At 68.4% G+C, this 17,290-nt stretch carries 14 protein-coding genes; 10 read left to right on the top strand and 4 right to left on the bottom strand.

Translation table 11 applies throughout. From position 1 onward, the window contains the following. Positions 1 to 39: 39 nt before the first annotated feature. Positions 40 to 1,959, bottom strand: a complete 1,920-nt coding sequence (locus tag ACFWF2_RS03290; protein ID WP_379304118.1) for an acyl-CoA dehydrogenase family protein — start codon at positions 1,957 to 1,959, stop codon at positions 40 to 42. A gap of 108 nt (positions 1,960 to 2,067) precedes the next feature. On the opposite strand from ACFWF2_RS03290, the gene ACFWF2_RS03295 reads away from it, so the two are divergent. The 5 genes from ACFWF2_RS03295 (at position 2,068) to ACFWF2_RS03315 (ending at position 8,102) form a co-directional block, all read left to right on the top strand. After that, positions 2,068 to 2,694: a TetR/AcrR family transcriptional regulator gene (locus ACFWF2_RS03295; protein WP_379304120.1), complete on the top strand. Its 627-nt coding sequence runs from the start codon at positions 2,068 to 2,070 to the stop codon at positions 2,692 to 2,694. A gap of 298 nt (positions 2,695 to 2,992) precedes the next feature. Next, complete coding sequence (locus tag ACFWF2_RS03300) at positions 2,993 to 4,717, top strand: FAD-dependent oxidoreductase (protein ID WP_379304122.1); 1,725 nt, start codon at positions 2,993 to 2,995, stop codon at positions 4,715 to 4,717. 236 nt (positions 4,718 to 4,953) lie between these two features. Further along, positions 4,954 to 6,375, top strand: a complete 1,422-nt coding sequence (locus ACFWF2_RS03305) for an ATP-binding protein (RefSeq protein WP_379304124.1) — start codon at positions 4,954 to 4,956, stop codon at positions 6,373 to 6,375. Next, positions 6,372 to 6,791 carry a roadblock/LC7 domain-containing protein gene (locus ACFWF2_RS03310; RefSeq protein ID WP_379304126.1) on the top strand — a complete coding sequence of 140 codons (420 nt, stop codon included), beginning with the start codon at positions 6,372 to 6,374 and terminating at the stop codon, positions 6,789 to 6,791. The genes ACFWF2_RS03305 and ACFWF2_RS03310 overlap by 4 nt, the downstream gene beginning before the upstream one ends. 99 nt (positions 6,792 to 6,890) lie before the next feature. Further along, positions 6,891 to 8,102: a cytochrome P450 gene (locus ACFWF2_RS03315; protein WP_379304223.1), complete on the top strand. Its 1,212-nt coding sequence runs from the start codon at positions 6,891 to 6,893 to the stop codon at positions 8,100 to 8,102. Positions 8,103 to 8,147: 45 nt separating this feature from the next. Here ACFWF2_RS03315 and ACFWF2_RS03320 read toward each other — a convergent pair whose 3' ends face one another. From ACFWF2_RS03320 to ACFWF2_RS03330, 3 genes are all read right to left on the bottom strand, one after another. Beyond that, positions 8,148 to 9,383 (bottom strand): cytochrome P450, encoded by a 1,236-nt coding sequence (locus ACFWF2_RS03320; protein ID WP_379304128.1) that lies wholly within the window; start codon positions 9,381 to 9,383, stop codon positions 8,148 to 8,150. 149 nt (positions 9,384 to 9,532) lie between these two features. Next, positions 9,533 to 10,198, bottom strand: a complete 666-nt coding sequence (locus ACFWF2_RS03325; RefSeq protein ID WP_379304130.1) for a hypothetical protein — start codon at positions 10,196 to 10,198, stop codon at positions 9,533 to 9,535. Between the two features lie 51 nt (positions 10,199 to 10,249). Continuing rightward, positions 10,250 to 10,678, bottom strand: a complete 429-nt coding sequence (locus ACFWF2_RS03330) for a DUF779 domain-containing protein (RefSeq protein ID WP_379304132.1) — start codon at positions 10,676 to 10,678, stop codon at positions 10,250 to 10,252. A 146-nt stretch (positions 10,679 to 10,824) separates the two neighbouring features. On the opposite strand from ACFWF2_RS03330, the gene ACFWF2_RS03335 reads away from it, so the two are divergent. The 5 genes from ACFWF2_RS03335 (at position 10,825) to ACFWF2_RS03355 (ending at position 17,290) form a co-directional block, all read left to right on the top strand. Further along, on the top strand, positions 10,825 to 11,832 hold the full coding sequence (locus ACFWF2_RS03335) for an LLM class flavin-dependent oxidoreductase (protein ID WP_379304134.1): 1,008 nt from the start codon (positions 10,825 to 10,827) through the stop codon (positions 11,830 to 11,832). 796 nt (positions 11,833 to 12,628) lie between these two features. Continuing rightward, on the top strand, positions 12,629 to 13,678 hold the full coding sequence (locus ACFWF2_RS03340) for a 3-oxoacyl-ACP synthase III family protein (RefSeq protein WP_379304136.1): 1,050 nt from the start codon (positions 12,629 to 12,631) through the stop codon (positions 13,676 to 13,678). 8 nt (positions 13,679 to 13,686) lie between these two features. Beyond that, positions 13,687 to 14,592 carry a hypothetical protein gene (locus tag ACFWF2_RS03345; protein ID WP_379304138.1) on the top strand — a complete coding sequence of 302 codons (906 nt, stop codon included), beginning with the start codon at positions 13,687 to 13,689 and terminating at the stop codon, positions 14,590 to 14,592. Further along, positions 14,589 to 16,250 carry a fatty acid CoA ligase family protein gene (locus tag ACFWF2_RS03350; RefSeq protein ID WP_379304140.1) on the top strand — a complete coding sequence of 554 codons (1,662 nt, stop codon included), beginning with the start codon at positions 14,589 to 14,591 and terminating at the stop codon, positions 16,248 to 16,250. Before ACFWF2_RS03345 ends, ACFWF2_RS03350 begins: the two co-directional genes overlap by 4 nt. Then, entirely contained in the window at positions 16,247 to 17,290 is a 1,044-nt protein-coding gene (locus ACFWF2_RS03355; protein WP_379304142.1) for an NAD-dependent epimerase/dehydratase family protein, read from the top strand. The genes ACFWF2_RS03350 and ACFWF2_RS03355 overlap by 4 nt, the downstream gene beginning before the upstream one ends.

Raw genomic sequence — 17,290 nt, forward strand, 5'->3', positions numbered from 1 at the left:
CAGCAACATAATTCGCGTTCGCGGCCGAGCTTCTGATGCCTAGGAGTTCATCTCGTAGACCCCGGCCAGCGACCGCGCTTCGTCGAGCACCCGAGCGAAACGCCGCTCGTCGACCACGGGGCGGCGGATGAGATCGAGCGCCCTGCGCTGCTGCGCGGGCGTGGCGGTCGCCTTGTTGTGCAGGGTCACCGCGTTCGCGGAGAAGGTGCGCACGAACACGTCGAAGATCTGGTCGAGCACGTCGGAGTGGGTACCGTCGATGCGCGCCTGCTCCAGGATCAGCTGGGCATAGGGCACCGCGGTGAACAGCTCGCCGAGCGCGAAGAGGAAGTCGACGTCCTTCTGCTGTTCGGCCGTCGGCGCCGCCGCGGCCAGCAGGCCCTGCAGGGCGAGCACCTGCTCGAGGAACACGGCCACGTTCGGCACGTCACGGAAATCCTCGAACACCGGTCGCCAGTCCGCGAACCGAATCCGCCCGAGACCGCTGCTGGGACCCTGCCGGAACAGGAACTCGTCGTCGGCGGTGTCGCGCCGCGTCGGCACCGGAGCGTAAGTGGCGCTGGCGAATTCGGCGCCCAGCGGCTTCACGACCGACCCGAGTCGCGGTGCCAGCTTGCGGCTCGACCAGCTCAGCGCGCCGGTGACTGCCCGCGCGGCACCGGTGGGCGCCACCGCGGCACCGGGAATCGACTGCAGCGCGGCCAGTCCCGCGTCGGCCGGGTGGAACATGTAGTTGGCCATGAACTTCAGCGACAGCGCCATGTTCACATGCACGGTGCCCTCGAGTCGTGGCAGGCCGAACATGGCCGTCATCGCGACCGGGAAGTACATGTCGTTCTCGAAGCCGCGCGCGGCGATGACGTCGGCGAGATCCTCGATGACGCGCTGCCCCTGCCGGGTCACCGACATCTTCTCGATGGCGTTGAACAGCAGGTAGCGGCGATCCTGCGGCGAGGCCGAGCGCATGTAGTCGATCGCGCGCTCGCTGTAGAGCTTCATCGCCACGATGCGCGCGTAGGAGTCGGCGATCAGCGAGCGGACCTGTGGGAACTCGGTCACCTTGTGCCCGAAGAGAATCCGGTTCTCGGCGTGGTCGATCGCCTCGTAGAAGGAGTGCTCACAGGCGCCGATGGCACCGAAGCCGAGGTTGAACTTGCCGACGTTGACGGTGTTCATCGCCGCGTGGAACGCGTCCTCACCGCGATGCAGGATGTCGGCCTCGGCGACCGGATAGTTGTCCAGTTCGAAGGCCGCGACATAGATCTGGCTGTTGACCACATTGCGGTGCAGCTTGTAGGCCGGGTGCTGGCTGTCGGCGACGAAGAACAGATACCCCTCGTAATCCGCTTCGGTCGGCTTGCCGGTCAGCGCCTTCGCGCTGTCGATGATCGGCTTGTCGGAGCGGCGGCCGAACACCGACACCATCGAGGCCAGGTTGCCGTTGCCGATGTAGTGCTTGCCGCCGGTGGCCGAGTACCCGCCGTCGGGCTGCGGGTCGACGATCATGTCGGTGGAGTACACGTCGGCGCCGTGCTCCTTCTCCGAGAGCCCGAAGGCGAAGATCTCACCGGAATCGAGCTGCGCGGCCGCCTTCTTCTTGGCCGCGGCGTTGCCGCTCTGCCAGATCGGGCCGAGACCGAGGATGGTGACCTGCCAGACGTACCAGTAGGTCATGCCGTAGAAGCCGAAGATCTGGCTGAGCATCGCGTTGCGGCCGGTGTCCCAGCGCTTGTTCGGATCGCCGTCGGCCTCGGCCGCCGGGGTGAGGAACGTCGCGAACAGGCGCTCCCGCTTCACGAAGTCCAGGAAGTCCGCGGGCCAGACCTGCTCCTTGTCGTCCTGGAGCAGCCGGGTCTTGCCCCTGGCCTCGAACCAGTCGACGACCGCGCGCAGCAGCCTGCGGGTCTCGGGGTCGAACTGGGCGAAATCGCAGTTCTTCGGGTTGAACAGCTGGGACATCGTCGGCTCCTCGTGCGTGCGTCCAGCGACGCCGGACGGATTCATTCATCAATGTAGCATTTTTCTACATTGACGTAGAAAGAGGTTCGTAGTTGCTATCGTGGACGGATGGGTAGCGATTCGGCCGTGCGGCGGCGAGAACGGGCGGCGCATCTGGGTCCGGAGCGCAGACGCCCGCAGGTCCTCGACGCCGCGCTGGCCATCGCGGCCGAGGAAGGCATCGCCGCGGTGACCATGGGCGCGGTCGCCGAGCACATGGCGGTGACCAGGCCCGTCGTCTATTCCTGCTTCCCCGATCGGGTCCAGCTGATCGACGCGTTGATCGAGCGCGAGGAGGCCTTCCTGATCTCCGGCGTGCTGGATGTGCTGCCGCCGCGGACGACCGACGCCGACGAGTCGGTGTTCGCCGAAGGCTACCGCGCGCTGCTGCACAAGGCGGCGAGCAGGCCGTCCGCGTGGCGGCTGCTCTACGGCAACCCCGACCCCGCGGTCGCCGGTTTCTTCGGGCGTGGCCGCAGCCTGGCCGTCTCCCGCTGCACCGAACTGCTACGGCCGACGCTGCACGCCTGGGGTGTCGAGGATGCCGAGCGCAAACTGCCCGCCCTCGTCGAGCTGTGGGTCTCGGCGGGTGAAGGCGCGGTGCGGACACTGCTTGCCGACGAGTCCGAGTGGGACCCCGACACACTCGGCGCCTTCGTCGGTTCGGCCGTCTACCGGGCGATGCGCGCGGCCTGATACTTCTCTGCGGCACAACGCCATTCGTCGACTCAGCCCGCGTCGATCACCGCGCGGTCGCGTGCGGCGATCTCGGCGGCCAGCCAGGTGCCCATCATGCGCGAGGTCATCGCGATGGCATCGACTCGCGAAGCGCTTCCCACAATAGGAGAATCGGCCGCCTCGCGGACCGGGACTGCGCAGCCGAGGACGGCGGAACTGTTGCCCGTGACAGCCCACACTCGGCGCTCATGGTGAATTCCGCCAACTCCCGGTGACCATCCGATCCGGCGCGGGCTTCGGCCCTAGTGTCTGGACGGTGTTGGAACAGATCGCCGACGATCCTGATCACCTGCTCGATGTCGATGTGCTGATCGTCGGCTCCGGGTTCGGCGGCAGCGTCACCGCACTGCGTCTGGTGGAAAAGGGCTACCGGGTCGGTGTCGTCGAAGCGGGCCGCCGGTTCGCGGATGCCGATTTCGCCACGACGAACTGGGATATGCGCCGGTATCTGTGGGCGCCCCGGCTCGGCTGTTTCGGAATCCAGCGTATCCACCGCCTGCGCGACTGTTTCATTCTGGCCGGAGCGGGAGTCGGCGGTGGCTCACTCAATTACGCCAACACCCTCTACAAACCGGGATCGGCGTTCTTCGGCGACAAGCAATGGGCCGATATCACCGACTGGGAGGCCGAGCTCACCCCGCACTACGACCAGGCCCGGCGGATGCTCGGTGTCGTCACCAATCCCCATCTGACACCGGCCGATAGCGTCATCCGGTCGGTGGCCGAGGAGATGGGCGTCGGCGAGACCTTCGTGCCGACACCGGTCGGCGTCTACTTCGGCGAGCCGGGACGGACCGTCGCCGATCCCTATTTCGGTGGTGTCGGGCCTGATCGCGCCGGCTGCATCGAGTGCGGGGAATGCATGACGGGATGCCGCCACGGCGCGAAGAACACCCTCGTCAAGAACTACCTCGGCTTGGCGGAAAGCGCGGGCGCGCAGGTCCTTCCGATGACAGCGGTCACCGCGATCCGGCCGCAACCGGACGGCAGCTGGGTGGTCGACACGCAACGGACCGGCGCCTGGTTACGCAAGCGCCGCGCCACCATCTCGGCGCGGCAGGTGGTTCTGGCCGCGGGCACCTGGGGCACCCAGAATCTGTTGTTCCGCATGCGCGACACCGCGGTGCTGCCCGGCCTGTCGGACCGGCTGGGCGTGCTGACCCGCACGAATTCCGAGGCCATCCTCGGCGCAGGGCGCACCACCGTCGATCCGGAGCGCGACCTCACCGCGGGCGTGGCGATCACCTCGTCGTTCCATCCCACCGCGGACACGCATATCGAGCCGGTGCGCTACGGCAAGGGCTCCAACGCCATGGGATTGCTGCAGACCTACCTCGTCGACGGCGGCCATCGGCTGCCACGGTGGGCCCGCGTGCTGCTCACCGCGCTGCGGCACCCGATGCTGACGCCGCGGCTGCTGCGCACCGGCCGCTGGAGCGAGCGGACACTGATCCTGCTGGTGATGCAGAGCCTGGACAACTCGATCACCACCTACACCCGTCGCGGTCTGTTCGGCCGGCGCTTCACCAGCAAGCAGGGCTACGGTGAACCGAACCCGTCCTGGATTCCGGCAGGCCACGAGGCCACCCGCCGCGTCGCGGAGAAGCTCGGCGCCACACCGGGCAGCACCTGGCCCGACGTGTTCAACGTCCCCGTCACCGCGCACTTCATCGGCGGGTGCGTGATCGGGACGGATGCGCAGGCCGGCGTCATCGATCCGTTCCACCGGGTGCACGGCTATCCCACCCTCAGCATCGTCGACGGGTCGGCCATCTCGGCGAATCTCGGTGTCAATCCTTCGCTCACGATCGCCGCGCAAGCCGAACGCGCTGCCTCGCTGTGGCCCAACAACGGTGATGCCGACCCGCGGCCGCCGATCGGCGAAACCTACCGGCGCATCGCACCGGTCGCGCCCCGGCATCCCGTCGTGCCCGCCGCCGCTCCCGCTGCGCTGCGACTTCCCCTCTGGCCGGTCATGTGAATACTCGGTCCCACCAACATATTTCGAGAGCGGAACAAAGCACTGCTAGGGTGTGCGGGATCGCCGGAAGCGCAGGGGTAAGCGAGATCGGGCAGGACCCGACTCACCCTTGTTCGTATCGAATGGTGCAGCGGTACAACCACTTCGAATAGCGAACGTCGGCGACGCGGCTCGCCGGACCGCCCGGCGGGGTTCCGGCCACCTGGGCTCTTCGGTCGGTGACGACAAAGGAACCGATGACTCCGACACTCGCGGTGTTCTTGTTCGGTATCGCAACTCTGGTGTTGCTGGGAGCGGTGACGGTAGCGGTTCTCGCGCTGCGCAACGAGCGCCGGGTCCGCACTCGCCTGGACGTGGCGGAGCGTGAGCTCTATGCCCATGAGGAGTCGATGACGCGGCTCGTCGAGCTGACCTTGCCGAGGATCACCGACGCCGTCCGCCAGCACAGCGAGCCGGTGGTCACGGCCGAAGTCCCTGCCCTGTTGCAGGATTCGTCCTTCGCGCAGAAGCTGGCCAGGATCGCGGTCGCGCACGCCGATGACCTGCGCCAAGTGCAACACGAGACCGGGATCGCCGTCGAGCGACTCGCCGAGGAGCGGACCGCGGCGCAGGTCGAGACGGCGGAGGCCGGGGCGCGAGCCCAGGTCGCCGCCGACGCGCGCGCGGCGACCAACAGCGCCGTGCGCGCGTTCGGCACCACGGTGGTCAGTCTCGGCGCCGACGTCGGGCAGGTGGTCAGTAATGCGTTGCGGGAGAACCGCAACGACGAGGTCTACGCGACCCTGAGCCGCATCGACCACACCGTGCAGCAGATGATCCGGCAGGCGCAGTCCTACGTCATCGTCTCCGGTGGCTTGCCCGGCAGGCGCTGGCCGCAGCAGACCGTCACCGAGGTGGTCGGCGGCGCCACCAGCCGGGTGCGCGACTACCTGCGGATCCGGGCGGGCAACTGCGATCAGGTCATCGTCAGCCGGGCGGTCGAGCCGCTGGTGCACACCGTGGCGACGCTGCTCGACAACGCGCTGCGCTATTCGCCGCCGTCGTCGTTCGTCGACATCTCCTTCCAGGAGGGCCACCACGGCGTCACCCTGATCATCGACGACGCGGGCGTGCGGATGAGCCAGGAACAGATGGAGGAAGCCCGGCAGGTGCTGTCGGGCGAGCGCACCGTCGACATCAACTCGCTCGGCCCTTCCCCCAGGGTCGGGTTTCCCGGCGTCGCCGCGCTCGCCCGCCGCTACGGCTTCGCCGCCTATGTCGACGGACCCAATATCTACGGCGGCACCAGGGCCATGGTCTTCATCCCCGCGGCCCTGCTGGTCAGTGCCGCCGACGCGCGCCGGATCGACTTCGACACCCCTGAACCCGCTGCGCGCAAACCGGTTTCCATCGCGACGCACGACTCCGTGACCACCGGGAAGCACCGGCCGCCTGCCGTGGTGCCCGCCGTGCAGGCTCCTGAACCGGAGGCCGACGACTACGCCAGAACCACCGGCGGACTTCCCAAGCGCAGGCGCCGCGCGGTCGCCCCGCTCGACGACCGCGCGAACACCGCCGAGACGCCGGGCAGGCCCGAACTGGTTGCCGCCTGGCACAGCGGTTCCCGACACGGCCGCGCCGCGGCCGAGCAATCGACGGAAGGTCAGAACAACCGATGAGCATGCCGATCGCAGACAGCACCAACCGCCTGGCGTGGTTACTCGACGATCTCGAACTCGACGGCGTCCGCTTCTCGGTCCTGCTGTCCGACGACGGGTTACGCGTCGCGCACTCCCCCGGGATCACCCGCGACGAGGCCGAGCGGTTCGCGGCCGCCGCGTCGGGTCTGCGGTCGCTGGGTAAGGCGCTCGGCGAGTTCTGCGGCGGCCCAGGAAACCCGGTACGCCAGAGCATGACCGAATACGACGACGGCATGATCCTGATCACCGCCGCGGGCGCGGGCACCCAGCTCGGTGTCGCGACGAGCAGCGAGGTCGACCTCGCCCTGGTCGCCCACCGGATGAACGAGCTGGCGGCGCGGGTGGGGCGGGAACTGGGGACGGCGCCGAGACGCGGTGAGCGATCACCGTTCTGAATTCCGCGGGGGGGTTCCGCCGACGATCTTGTTCCACCGAGAGGACAACACGCTGTGCAACGCGAAGCATCGCTCTACCCCGATCCCACCAGAGACCCGGTGTCGCCGGATTCGCGCGGCGGCCAGGACCGGGTACCGCTGTACTCGGAGGAATTCGCCGCCGACCCGCAGAGCGCCTATCGCACCATGCGGGATCGGTACGGCTCGCTGGTTCCGGTCGACCTGGTGCCCGGCGTCCCCGCCACCCTGGTGATCGGCTACCGCACGGCGGTGCAGATCCTCAACGATCCCGACCACTTCCCCGCCGATCCGCGGATGTGGCAGCGCGACATTCCCGCGGACTGCCCCGTGCTGCCGATGATGTGCTACCGCCCCAACGCCATTCGGACCAGCGGCACCGAGCATGTCCGGTACCGCCAGGTGACCGTCGCCGGTCTGGCCGGTGTGGATCTGTACCGGCTGCACCGCACGGTGGAGCAGATCGCGATGCCGGTGATCAACGCGTTCTGCACCGACGGCAGCGCGGATCTGCTGAGCCAGTACGCCTTTCCCGTCATCTTCGCGACGATCAACGCCATGCTCGGTGTGCCCGAGGAGATCGGCGGGCGGGTCGCCACCGGGATGGCGCAGATGTTCGAGGGCGGCGACACCGCGGTCCAGGGCGCGCAGATGCTCGAGGACGCCCTCTACGACCTGGTCCGGCTCAAGCAGACCGCGCCGGGCGACGACATCACCACCCGGCTGGTCCAGCATCCGCAGCAGCTCAACGACGAAGAGCTGATGAACCAGCTGCTGACCATGTACGGCGCGGGAATCGAGCCGATGCTCAATCTGGTCCTCAACACCATCCGGCTGATGCTCACCGACCAGCGATTCGCGGGCAGCCTGCTCGGTGGCAGCCTGTCCACCCGCGACGCTCTCGACGAGGTGCTCTACACCGATCCGCCGATGGCCAACTTCTGCACCACCTACCCGCGCCAGCCGATCCTCGTCGACGACGTGTGGCTGCCCGCCCATCAGCCGGTCGTCATCAGCATGGCCGCGTGCAACAACGATCCGGCGATCGGCACCGGTGACTTCCTGGACAACCGGGCACACCTGGCGTGGAGCACCGGCCCGCACGGCTGCCCCGCCAAGTCCCCCGCGTACCTGATCGCGCAGGAGGCGATCGATCAGCTGCTCGACGCACTGCCAGAACTCGAGCTGGCGGTGCCGGAGCACGAATTGGTGTGGCGGCCGGGGCCTTTCCACCGGGCACTGGCAGGACTGCCGGTCCAGTTCCCGAAGACGCCCCCGCTGTCGATGCGGTGAGCATTGTACGGTCCCTGCTCACACCGAGCAGGGACCGCTCGGCGGCTACTCGCCGTGCATGCGCACCGGCAGGTGACGGTGACCGTTGGAGATGAAGCTGGGCACCGTGCCCAGCTCATCGACCGGAACAGCCAGACTCATCTGCGGGAACCGCTCGAACAGCGCGGGCAGCGAGACCAGCGCTTCCAGCCGCGCCAGCGGCGCACCGAGGCAGTGGTGCGCGCCGTAGCCGAAAGCCATGTGGGACTTGTCGGCCCTGGTGGGATCGAACTCGTCGGCGGTCTCGCCGTGGCGCTTCGGGTCACGGCCCGCGCCCGCGTAGCTCGCCAGGATCGCCTCGCCCTGCGCGATGCGGACACCGTCGATCTCGATGTCGGACACCGCGAACCGCAACGGCAGGTGCGCGACCGGTGACTCGTACCGCAGCGACTCCTCGACCACATCCGCCCACGTGATCGCACCCGCGCGGACCTCGGCGAGCACATCGGGGTGGGTGAGCAGCGCGGTGATCGCCTGATCGAGGAGGTTGACGGTGGTCTCGTGTCCCGCGGAGATGACCAGCAGCAGGGTGCCGATCAGTTCTTCCTCGGTGAGCTGACCGTCCTCGTCGTCGTCGCGCTGGGCGACGAGCAGGCTGGTCATGTCGTCACCGGGCTGCTCGCGGCGCAGGGCCACCAGTTCACCGAGGATCCGGTACATCTCCATGTAATTGGCCTGGGACTGCTCCGGGGTGAGCGTGGTGTCGAAGATGCCGTCGACACACGTGCGCAGGCCGGGATTGAGCGACTCGGGGACGCCCATCAGCTCCGAGATCACCTGGATCGGCAGCGGATACGCGAAATGCTCGCGCAGATCGACAGCCTCGCCCGGCGCCGTCCGCGCCAGCTCGTCGAGCAGGTCGGTGGTGATCCGCTCGACCCGCTCGCGCATGGCCTCGGTGCGGCGCGCGGTGAACGCGGGCGCCACCAGGCGGCGTAGTCGCCGGTGGTCGGGACCGTACGCGGTGAACATGTTCGCCACCGCCACCCAGAGGAACAGCGGCCAGTCGGCGGGGATCTCACCCGCGACGAACGCGGGCCAATGCTGGCTGGCGTCCTTGGACACCCGCGGATCGGTCAGCAGCTTCTCCAGCAGCGCGGCGTCGGTGATCGACCACGCCTCCACGCCACCGGGCAGCTCGACCAGAGCTGCCCGACCCTGCTCCCGGATACGTGTGATCTCGCCCTGGATGTCCTCCCCCGTCGTATCGATTACCAACCGACTCGTTACCGATTCCACCATGAACCTCTCGATCACCGGTGTTTCCCGGACCCCAATGCAGGCGATCGCATCGAAACATACTGCTGGACTATATTTTCCGATCCGGTCAGCGATGCTACCGGTCGTTGTTGTCCATCGCAGCGAGTCCGGCAGTCCGGAGAACCGATCGGTCAGGCTACCGATGCCCGATCTCGCACGTAGGCAAGGGCATTCGCGCCTCGGACCGCACCGCCGTGTTGCTCGATGCCCCGATGCAGCTGCGCGAGCGCATCTTCCAGCTGTGCGCCCGGTCCGCGGTCCGCGAGCAGGACGACGATCGCCTCCCTGGTGGCGATTCCGGGGTCCGGATCGGCCAGCAGCTCGTCCAGGTAGCAGTCGGGTTCGAGCAGTCGCAGAGCCCGGCGCGCATACGCGTGCACCCGCCGCGGCAGCTCGGCACGAATCAGCTCGACATCGGCCTGCAGGGCGTGCTGCCCTTCCTGCGCCGGATCGACACGCAGGGACCACCATTCGGTGAGCTCGGCCTGCAGTCCGCGCGCATCGATCAGCCCGGGACCGGTCGCCTCCTCGAGCATCGCGGGTGGGCGGCCGAGCTGCCCATCGCGCCAGGCACAGAACTCCCACCAACTCGTCGGCGTAGCACTCACTTCCAACCCGAAACGGACCACTTGCTGCCCGTCCGTCCACGTCCGCACGGTCCGGCTACGGCCGACCGACGCCACCCCTCCCGGTGCCACGCGCACCCACCTGGCCTCTGAACCCTGAAAGCCGTAGGGCGCCAGCAGCTTTCCCGCCTCTCGCGTCAATCGCCGCAACGCCGTATCCACTCCGACCATTCCGGCAGGTTAACCACACCCACCGACAACCCCCCGACGATCGGCGTACGGCTAGGAGGCCTCCTCGATGAGATCGGCCGCGCCGCCGGCGTGGATGCGCAGCGCGAAGCGGAAACCACAGGCGGCTTCCAGCGACGGTGTGCGGCGGTCCGAGCCGGGAGCGCTGTGGACAGCGATGCTGACGTCGATGTCCTCGAGGCCGACGTGGAAGTGGCCCGCCATCCAGAACTCGGTGGGGCCTGCCGTCTGACCGGCGAGGACATCGTCGGAATCAGCGTGGAAGTCGCCGCGGCGCAGACAGATCGGCGTGTGCCCATCGGAGTCGGCCGGCAGGTAGAGGACGACCGGGCCGTGCATCACGGTCAGCAGTTGCAGGACGTGGCGGGCGTCTTCGGAAGTGTCGACCGCGCGGTGGCGGTGGTTCGGCGTGTGCACGCGCGGATGGCGATCACGGTGTCCGGACCCGGCTTGGTAGGGCATGGTGCTCCTTGCAAAGTTCTCGAGGTTGTCGGGTTCGCCAGACACTATCGATGGCCAAGGTTGGTCCAGGGTTGGCGCCCGTCGAATCTTGCGAAGCTGTGACGAGTTCGTGGAATCCCGCGCGGCCCGCTGCGTTGACAACGGGTATGACTGCGCTCCCGGACTCGGTCCGCCTCTCGATCCTGGATCGCTCGCGTGTACGACGTGGGCAGTCCCATGCCGACGCGCTGCGCGACACCGTCGATTTCGCGGTGCGCGCCGAGAAATGGGGGTATCACCGCTTCTGGGTCGCGGAACATCACAGCGTGCGCGGAGTCGCCGGGACGGCGCCGACGGTGCTGGCGGCGGCGGTCGCGGCGGCGACCAACCGGATCCGGGTCGGTACCGGCGGGGTGATGCTGCCCAACCACCAGCCGCTGGTGGTCGCCGAACAGTTCGGCGTGCTCGGCTCGCTGTTCCCCGGCCGGATCGATATGGGCCTCGGCCGGTCGGTCGGATTTACCGACGGTGTCCGCAGAGCGCTGGCGCGCGACCGTGTGGACGCCGAGGATTTCGATGGCGACCTGGCCGACCTCCTCGACTACTTCGGCTCGGGCCGGTTCGGCGTGCATGCGAGGTCCGCGGAGGACGCCGAGATCCCCGCGTTCCTGCTGGCGACCGGTTCCGGCGCGGAGCGGGCAGCGCGGTTCGGGTTGCCACTGGTCATCGCCCAGGCCGGGAGCCGCGCGGCCATGGTGCAGGCGATCGAGCGCTACCGGGCCGAGTTCCGCCCGTCGGCGCAGGCCGAACAGCCGTATGTCATCGTCTCGGCGACCGTCATGATCGCCGACTCGGCCGAGCAGGCGCACCGGCTCCTGCTGCCCGAGGCGTGGTCGAGTGCCTACTCACGTACCCACGGCGAGTTTCCCGCGTTGATCTCTCCCGAGGAGGTCGACGCCGCGACGATGACCGAGCGCCAGCGCCGCTTCTTCGAGCAGGCGCTCGGCGACCAGATCCACGGCACCGAGCACGATGTCTCGGCGGCGCTGGGCCAGTTGGTTACCCACACCGGCGCCGACGAAATCCTCGTGCACACCAGCACTTTCGACCGCGAAGCGCGGATCGACTCGCATCGGCGCCTCGCGCGGCTGGCCGGCCTCCGCTCGCTCCGGTAGCTACCCGGCCGCGGCCTCGGCCCAGGCGCGGGCCAGGATCTCCTCGACGGTCTCCTCCGGCGTCTGCTCCGAGGTGTCGAGCCAGAGCGGAGGGTTCCGGCGCCATCTCCTCGCGGCCGTTGATCACCATGCGCCGGAACAGATCACCGCGCACATGCACCGATCGGGGCAACCGCTCGGCCAGCAGCTGGGCGACCGTCGATTTGCCCGCGGCCTGGATCCCGGTGAGGAGAATGATGACCTGTTGCAGCGGCGGAGTCATCCGGCGCCTCCTTCCCGATCGGTTCCGCGAACCCGTAGCCGGACAGCCGGGAACGGGCCCGCCGTGCAGTGCGGCCGAGGCTACACCCACCGCCGGGGCACCGACCGGTCGAAACTCGGCGGCACCGACGCGGACACCACCTTTCCTCGTGCGACAAACTTCGCGCCGACACTTCTGCGCACGAGACAAACTGAGCGGTCTGCGCCATATATTCTGCCGAGCGCCCTGACGTGAGGTCCCTCACGCCGAACCCTCGATCGCCCGGCACACGACCTCCGGAACATACCACTTGGCATCGATAGCCGGTACATAGCCGTACGCCGTAAAGCAGCGCATAACCAGTGCATGTCGCCTAAGATTTCAAGATTGCCGATAAAATGTGACTTTCAGTCACATATACGTGTTTACGGGACCGCCGAGCGGCCGTGGACCGCTCAGATCGTTTCCTGGACAACGCTTACTCTCCGGTAATGTTCCGTCGCACCGACCGTCGGAATTGATCCCAGGCGCACTCACAGACGTTCAGGAGTTCACGTGTTGCATTCACGTTTTGAATCGATCGGCGCATATCTTCCGTCGAATATCGTTTCGACCGCGGAATTGATTTCCCGTCTGAAAGTGCCACCCTCGTTCGACCTCGAGAAGATCACCGGGATCAAGGAACGCCGCGTACGTGACACGCGGCCGGACAGCATCGAGGATTCGTTCGCGCTGGCGATGCGGGCCGCGCAGGATTGCCTGTCCCGGTCCCGGTACGGCGCAGGCGACTTGGATGTGATCATCTCCTGTTCGATCACCCGCAGCAACCAGGGCACCCGGATGTACATGGAGCCCTCCTTCGCCTCGACGATCGCACAGGCGCTCGGTGCCGACGCGGCGATCACCTTCGACGTGTCGAACGCGTGCGCCGGAATGCTCACCGGCACCTACATTCTCGACCGGATGATCCGTGCCGGCGTGGTGCGCAACGGCATGGTCGTCAGCGGTGAGTCGATCACCCCGATCGCCGACACCGCGGTCGACGAGATCTCCGAGAAGTACGACCTGCAGTTCGCGTCGCTGTCGGTGGGCGACTCCGGCTGCGCGGTCGTGCTCGACCAGGCCGTCGACGAGGCCGACATGATCCACTACGTCGAATTGTTCACCGCGGCAGAGCATTCGCATCTGTGCCTTGGCATGCCCAGCGACAAGTCGGCGGGCGTCGCGCTCTACACCGACAACCGCAAGATGCACAACGAGGCCAGGTTCCTGCTGTGGCCGGACGCGCAGGGCACGTTCCTCGAGGAGCGGGGCAGCAGCTTCGCCGACGAGAACTTCGACTACATCATTCATCACCAGTTCGGGGCCGCGGCCGTGCCGTTCATGAACGGCGTCGCCGCGCGCGAGTTCGGCGCACCGATGCCGCCGGATCTGAATGTGATCGAGAAGTACGGAAATACCTCGACCACTTCGCATTTCATCGTGCTGCACGACCAGCTGTCCGAGCAGAGCATCGAGGCAGGGTCGAAATTGCTCATGGTGCCCGCCGCTTCGGGCGTGGTCGCCGGCTTCCTGTCCACCACCATCTCTTCGCTGAAGGTCTGAGGTTCGTCATGGGCGTGCGTATCCAAGCCACCGGCGCCGACAGGGCTGCCGACACCCACAGCATCGTCGAGCACAGCGGCCGCGCGGCGCGGCAGTGCCTGGAGCGGGCCGGTATCCGGCCCGACCAGGTGGGCGTGCTGATCAATACCGGGATCTTCCGTGACTCGAACACAGTGGAACCGGCTGTCTCCGCGCTGATCCAGAAGGCGGCGGGCATCGGGCTCGACTACACCCGCGACGACGCGCGGACGTTCTCCTTCGACCTGATGAACGGCGCGGTCGGCGTGCTCGATGCCGTCCGGGTCGCCGGATCGGTGCTGGCGACCGGGAGCACCGGGCACGTGCTGATCGTCGCGGGCGACACCCACCCGTCGCTCACCCGCGGCACGGCCGATGCCGCATTCCCCTATGCCACCGCGGGTGCCGCGCTGCTGCTCGACCAGGTCGACGGTCCGGAAGGCTTCGGGCCGGTCCACTCGGCGAGGTCGACGGGCAGTCCCGCCGAGAAGGCCTACGTCGACACCGCGACCATGGGCACGGCCGGGCGCGGCCTGATGACCGTCGAGCGCGACGCCGATTTCGAAGACCGGATCCTGGACGTGGCGAGCAAGGCAGCGCGCGCCGCGATCGAGGAGGCCGGGACCGGCCGCGCGAGTCTGGCATTGATCGCCTCGACTCCCACACCGCATTTCCCGAAGCGACTGGCCGACGCCCTCGGCATCGACCAGGACGCGGTGCGCACACCCGACCTGACCGACGGCGACCCGCACACCGCCTCGCTGCCCCTGGCCTACGACCGCGCGATCGCCGAGCACTCGCTGACCGGCTACACCCACGTGCTGTTCGTCGCGGCGGGCGCCGGTCCGACCGCGGCCGCCGCGCTCTACCGCCTCCCCGCGGAGACCGCCGCGTGACGACGGCGACCTACTGGCAGACCATCGACGATTTCCGGCGCTTCGCCGCCGCGGAACCGGACCGGGCGGCGGTGATCTACCCCGACGGGCAGACACCCGCCGGTCTGCCCGACTACCGCCGGATCACCTACGGTGAACTCGACCAGTGGTCGGACGCGATCGCCCAGCAGCTCCTCCGATCGGGGGTGGGCAGCGGGACACGGACCATCGTGCTCGTGCTGCCCAGTGCGGAGCTGTACGCGATCCTGTTCGCGCTGTTGAAGATCGGCGCGGTACCGGTGGTGATCGACCCGGGGATGGGTGTGCGCCGGATGGTGCACTGTCTGCGCGCGGTCGAAGCGGAGGCGTTCATCGGGATCCCGCAGGCACATGCCCTGCGGGTGCTGTTCGCGCGGAGTTTCCGCGGCGTGCGCACCACGCTCACGGTCGGACGGCGCTGGTTCTGGCGTGGTCCGACCCTGCGCGCGTGGGGCCGGAGGCCGTCGGGCACGCTGCCGGAGCGCTCGCCCGCCGCGCCCGAGGACGTGCTGATCATCGGATTCACCACCGGCAGTACCGGTCCGGCCAAGGCGGTGGAGCTCACGCACGGCAATCTGGCCGCCATGGTAGAGCAGGTACACGCCGCCAGGGGGAACACCCCGCCGGAGACGTCCCTGATCACCCTGCCGCTGGTCGGCGTGCTCGACCTGCTGCTCGGATCGCGGTGTGTGCTCCCGCCGTTGATTCCCAGCAAGGTCGGCTCGACCGATCCGGCGCATGTGGTGGACGCGATCGACCGGTTCGGCGTCCGCACCCTGTTCGCCTCCCCCGCCCTGCTCATTCCGTTGCTCGCGCATCTGCGCGCGCAGCCTGCCGAGCTGAGCACGCTGGCCAGTGTCTTCTCCGGCGGAGCGCCGGTGCCGGACTGGTGCGTGGCGGGCCTGCGCGAGGTGCTGAGCCCCGACGCCCAGATCTACGCGGGATACGGATCGACCGAGGCCCTGCCGATGTCGACGATCGAATCCAGGGAACTCCTGGATGGTCTGGTCGAGCGGGCGCATCAGGGTGACGGGACGTGTATCGGCCGTCCGGCCGATCGCGTCGAGGTGCGGTTGCTCGCGATCACCGACGGCCCGGTCGCGACCTGGGACGACGCGGATCGTCCCGCCGGTCCGCGCGCGGTGGGTGAGATCGTCGTGACGGGCCCGAATGTCAGTACCCGCTACTACTGGCCCGCGGCGGCGAACGCGGCGGGCAAGATCGCCGACGGCGAGCGGACCTGGCACCGCACCGGCGACCTCGGCTGGATCGACGAGCAGGGCCGGATCTGGTTCTGCGGGCGCAAGAGTCAGCGACTCGAGACCGCGCACGGGCCGATGTTCACCGTGCAGGTCGAGCAGGTGTTCAACGTGGTGCCCGGGGTGGCACGGACCGCGCTCGTCGGTGTCGGCACGCGCGGTGCGCAACGGCCGGTGCTGTGTGTCGAGCTCGAACCGGGCGCCGATCCGACTGCGGTGCAGACCCGATTGCGCACGCGCGCCGTGGAATTCGAGACCGTGGAGCCGATCAGCGAGTTCCTCGTTCATCCCCGGTTCCCCGTCGATATCCGGCACAACGCCAAGATCGGCCGCGAAGAACTCGCCCGCTGGGCGGCGAAACGACTGGAGTCGCGACGATGAAGGTATTGGTCACCGGTGCGTCCGGATTCCTCGGCGGTGCGCTCGTGCGCGCACTCGTCGCCGACGGCGCGCACGATGTGTCGATCCTGGTGCGGCCCACCAGCGTTCTCGACGATCTCGGCTCGGCCCTGGAGCGTGTCACGGTCGTGCACGGCGATCTGGCCGACCCGGCGTCGCTGGTGCGCGCCGTCGAGGGCATGGATGTCGTGATCCACAGTGCGGCGCGGGTCGACGAGCGCGGTACCAGGGCTCGGTTCTGGGCGGAGAACGTGGCGGCCACCGAGCTGCTGCTCGCCGCGGCCCGCGCTAGCGGCGCCACCCGGTTCGTCTTCGTGTCCAGTCCCAGTGCGCTGATGGACCGCGACGGCGGCGATCAGCTCGACGTCGACGAATCGCTGCCGTATCCGCGCCGCTATCTGAACTTCTACTCCGAGACCAAGGCCGCCGCCGAACGTGCCGTGCTCGCCGCGAACACCGACAGGTTCACCACGGTCGCGCTGCGACCACGGGCGATCTGGGGCGCGGGCGACCGTTCGGGTCCGATCGTGCGGCTGCTCGGCCGGACCGCGGCGGGTTCGCTGCCCGACCTGTCGTACGGCCGCGCGGTCGAGGCCTCGCTGTGCCACGTCGACAACATCGTGCACGCGTGCCTGCTCGCCGTCACCGCGGAAACCGCGGGCGGCAAGCCCTATTTCATCGCCGACGCCGAGAAGACCGATGTGTGGGGCTTTCTCGGCGAGGTGGCGACCCGGCTGGGCTATTCGCCGCCGTCGCGCCGCCCGAACCCCCGGGTTCTCGGCGCCGTGGTCGCGGCCATCGAGACCGTCTGGCGGATACCGGCCGTGGCGCAGCGCTGGTCGCCGCCGCTGTCGCGCTACGCCGTCGCCCTGATGACGCGCAGCGCCACCTACGACACCGGCGCTGCCCGCCGCGATCTCGGCTATGCGCCGGTCACGGACCGCGACACCGGGCTGACCGAGTTCCTCACCTGGCTCGACGCCGTCGGCGGCGTGGAGACGCTCACCAGGCACCTGCGCTAG

The organism is Nocardia sp. NPDC060259, assembly GCF_042728775.1.
GTDB lineage: Bacteria > Actinomycetota > Actinomycetes > Mycobacteriales > Mycobacteriaceae > Nocardia.

Excerpts from the sequence above, each read along its gene's own strand:
- ACFWF2_RS03290 (WP_379304118.1), bottom strand. The coding sequence starts at position 1,959 with ATGTCCCAGCTGTTCAACCCGAAGAACTGCGATTTCGCCCAGTTCGAC.
- ACFWF2_RS03295 (WP_379304120.1), top strand. The coding sequence starts at position 2,068 with ATGGGTAGCGATTCGGCCGTGCGGCGGCGAGAACGGGCGGCGCATCTG.
- ACFWF2_RS03305 (WP_379304124.1), top strand. The coding sequence starts at position 4,954 with ATGACTCCGACACTCGCGGTGTTCTTGTTCGGTATCGCAACTCTGGTG.
- ACFWF2_RS03310 (WP_379304126.1), top strand. The coding sequence starts at position 6,372 with ATGAGCATGCCGATCGCAGACAGCACCAACCGCCTGGCGTGGTTACTC.
- ACFWF2_RS03320 (WP_379304128.1), bottom strand. The coding sequence starts at position 9,383 with ATGGTGGAATCGGTAACGAGTCGGTTGGTAATCGATACGACGGGGGAG.
- ACFWF2_RS03325 (WP_379304130.1), bottom strand. The coding sequence starts at position 10,198 with ATGGTCGGAGTGGATACGGCGTTGCGGCGATTGACGCGAGAGGCGGGA.
- ACFWF2_RS03330 (WP_379304132.1), bottom strand. The coding sequence starts at position 10,678 with ATGCCCTACCAAGCCGGGTCCGGACACCGTGATCGCCATCCGCGCGTG.
- ACFWF2_RS03335 (WP_379304134.1), top strand. The coding sequence starts at position 10,825 with ATGACTGCGCTCCCGGACTCGGTCCGCCTCTCGATCCTGGATCGCTCG.
- ACFWF2_RS03345 (WP_379304138.1), top strand. The coding sequence starts at position 13,687 with ATGGGCGTGCGTATCCAAGCCACCGGCGCCGACAGGGCTGCCGACACC.
- ACFWF2_RS03355 (WP_379304142.1), top strand. The coding sequence starts at position 16,247 with ATGAAGGTATTGGTCACCGGTGCGTCCGGATTCCTCGGCGGTGCGCTC.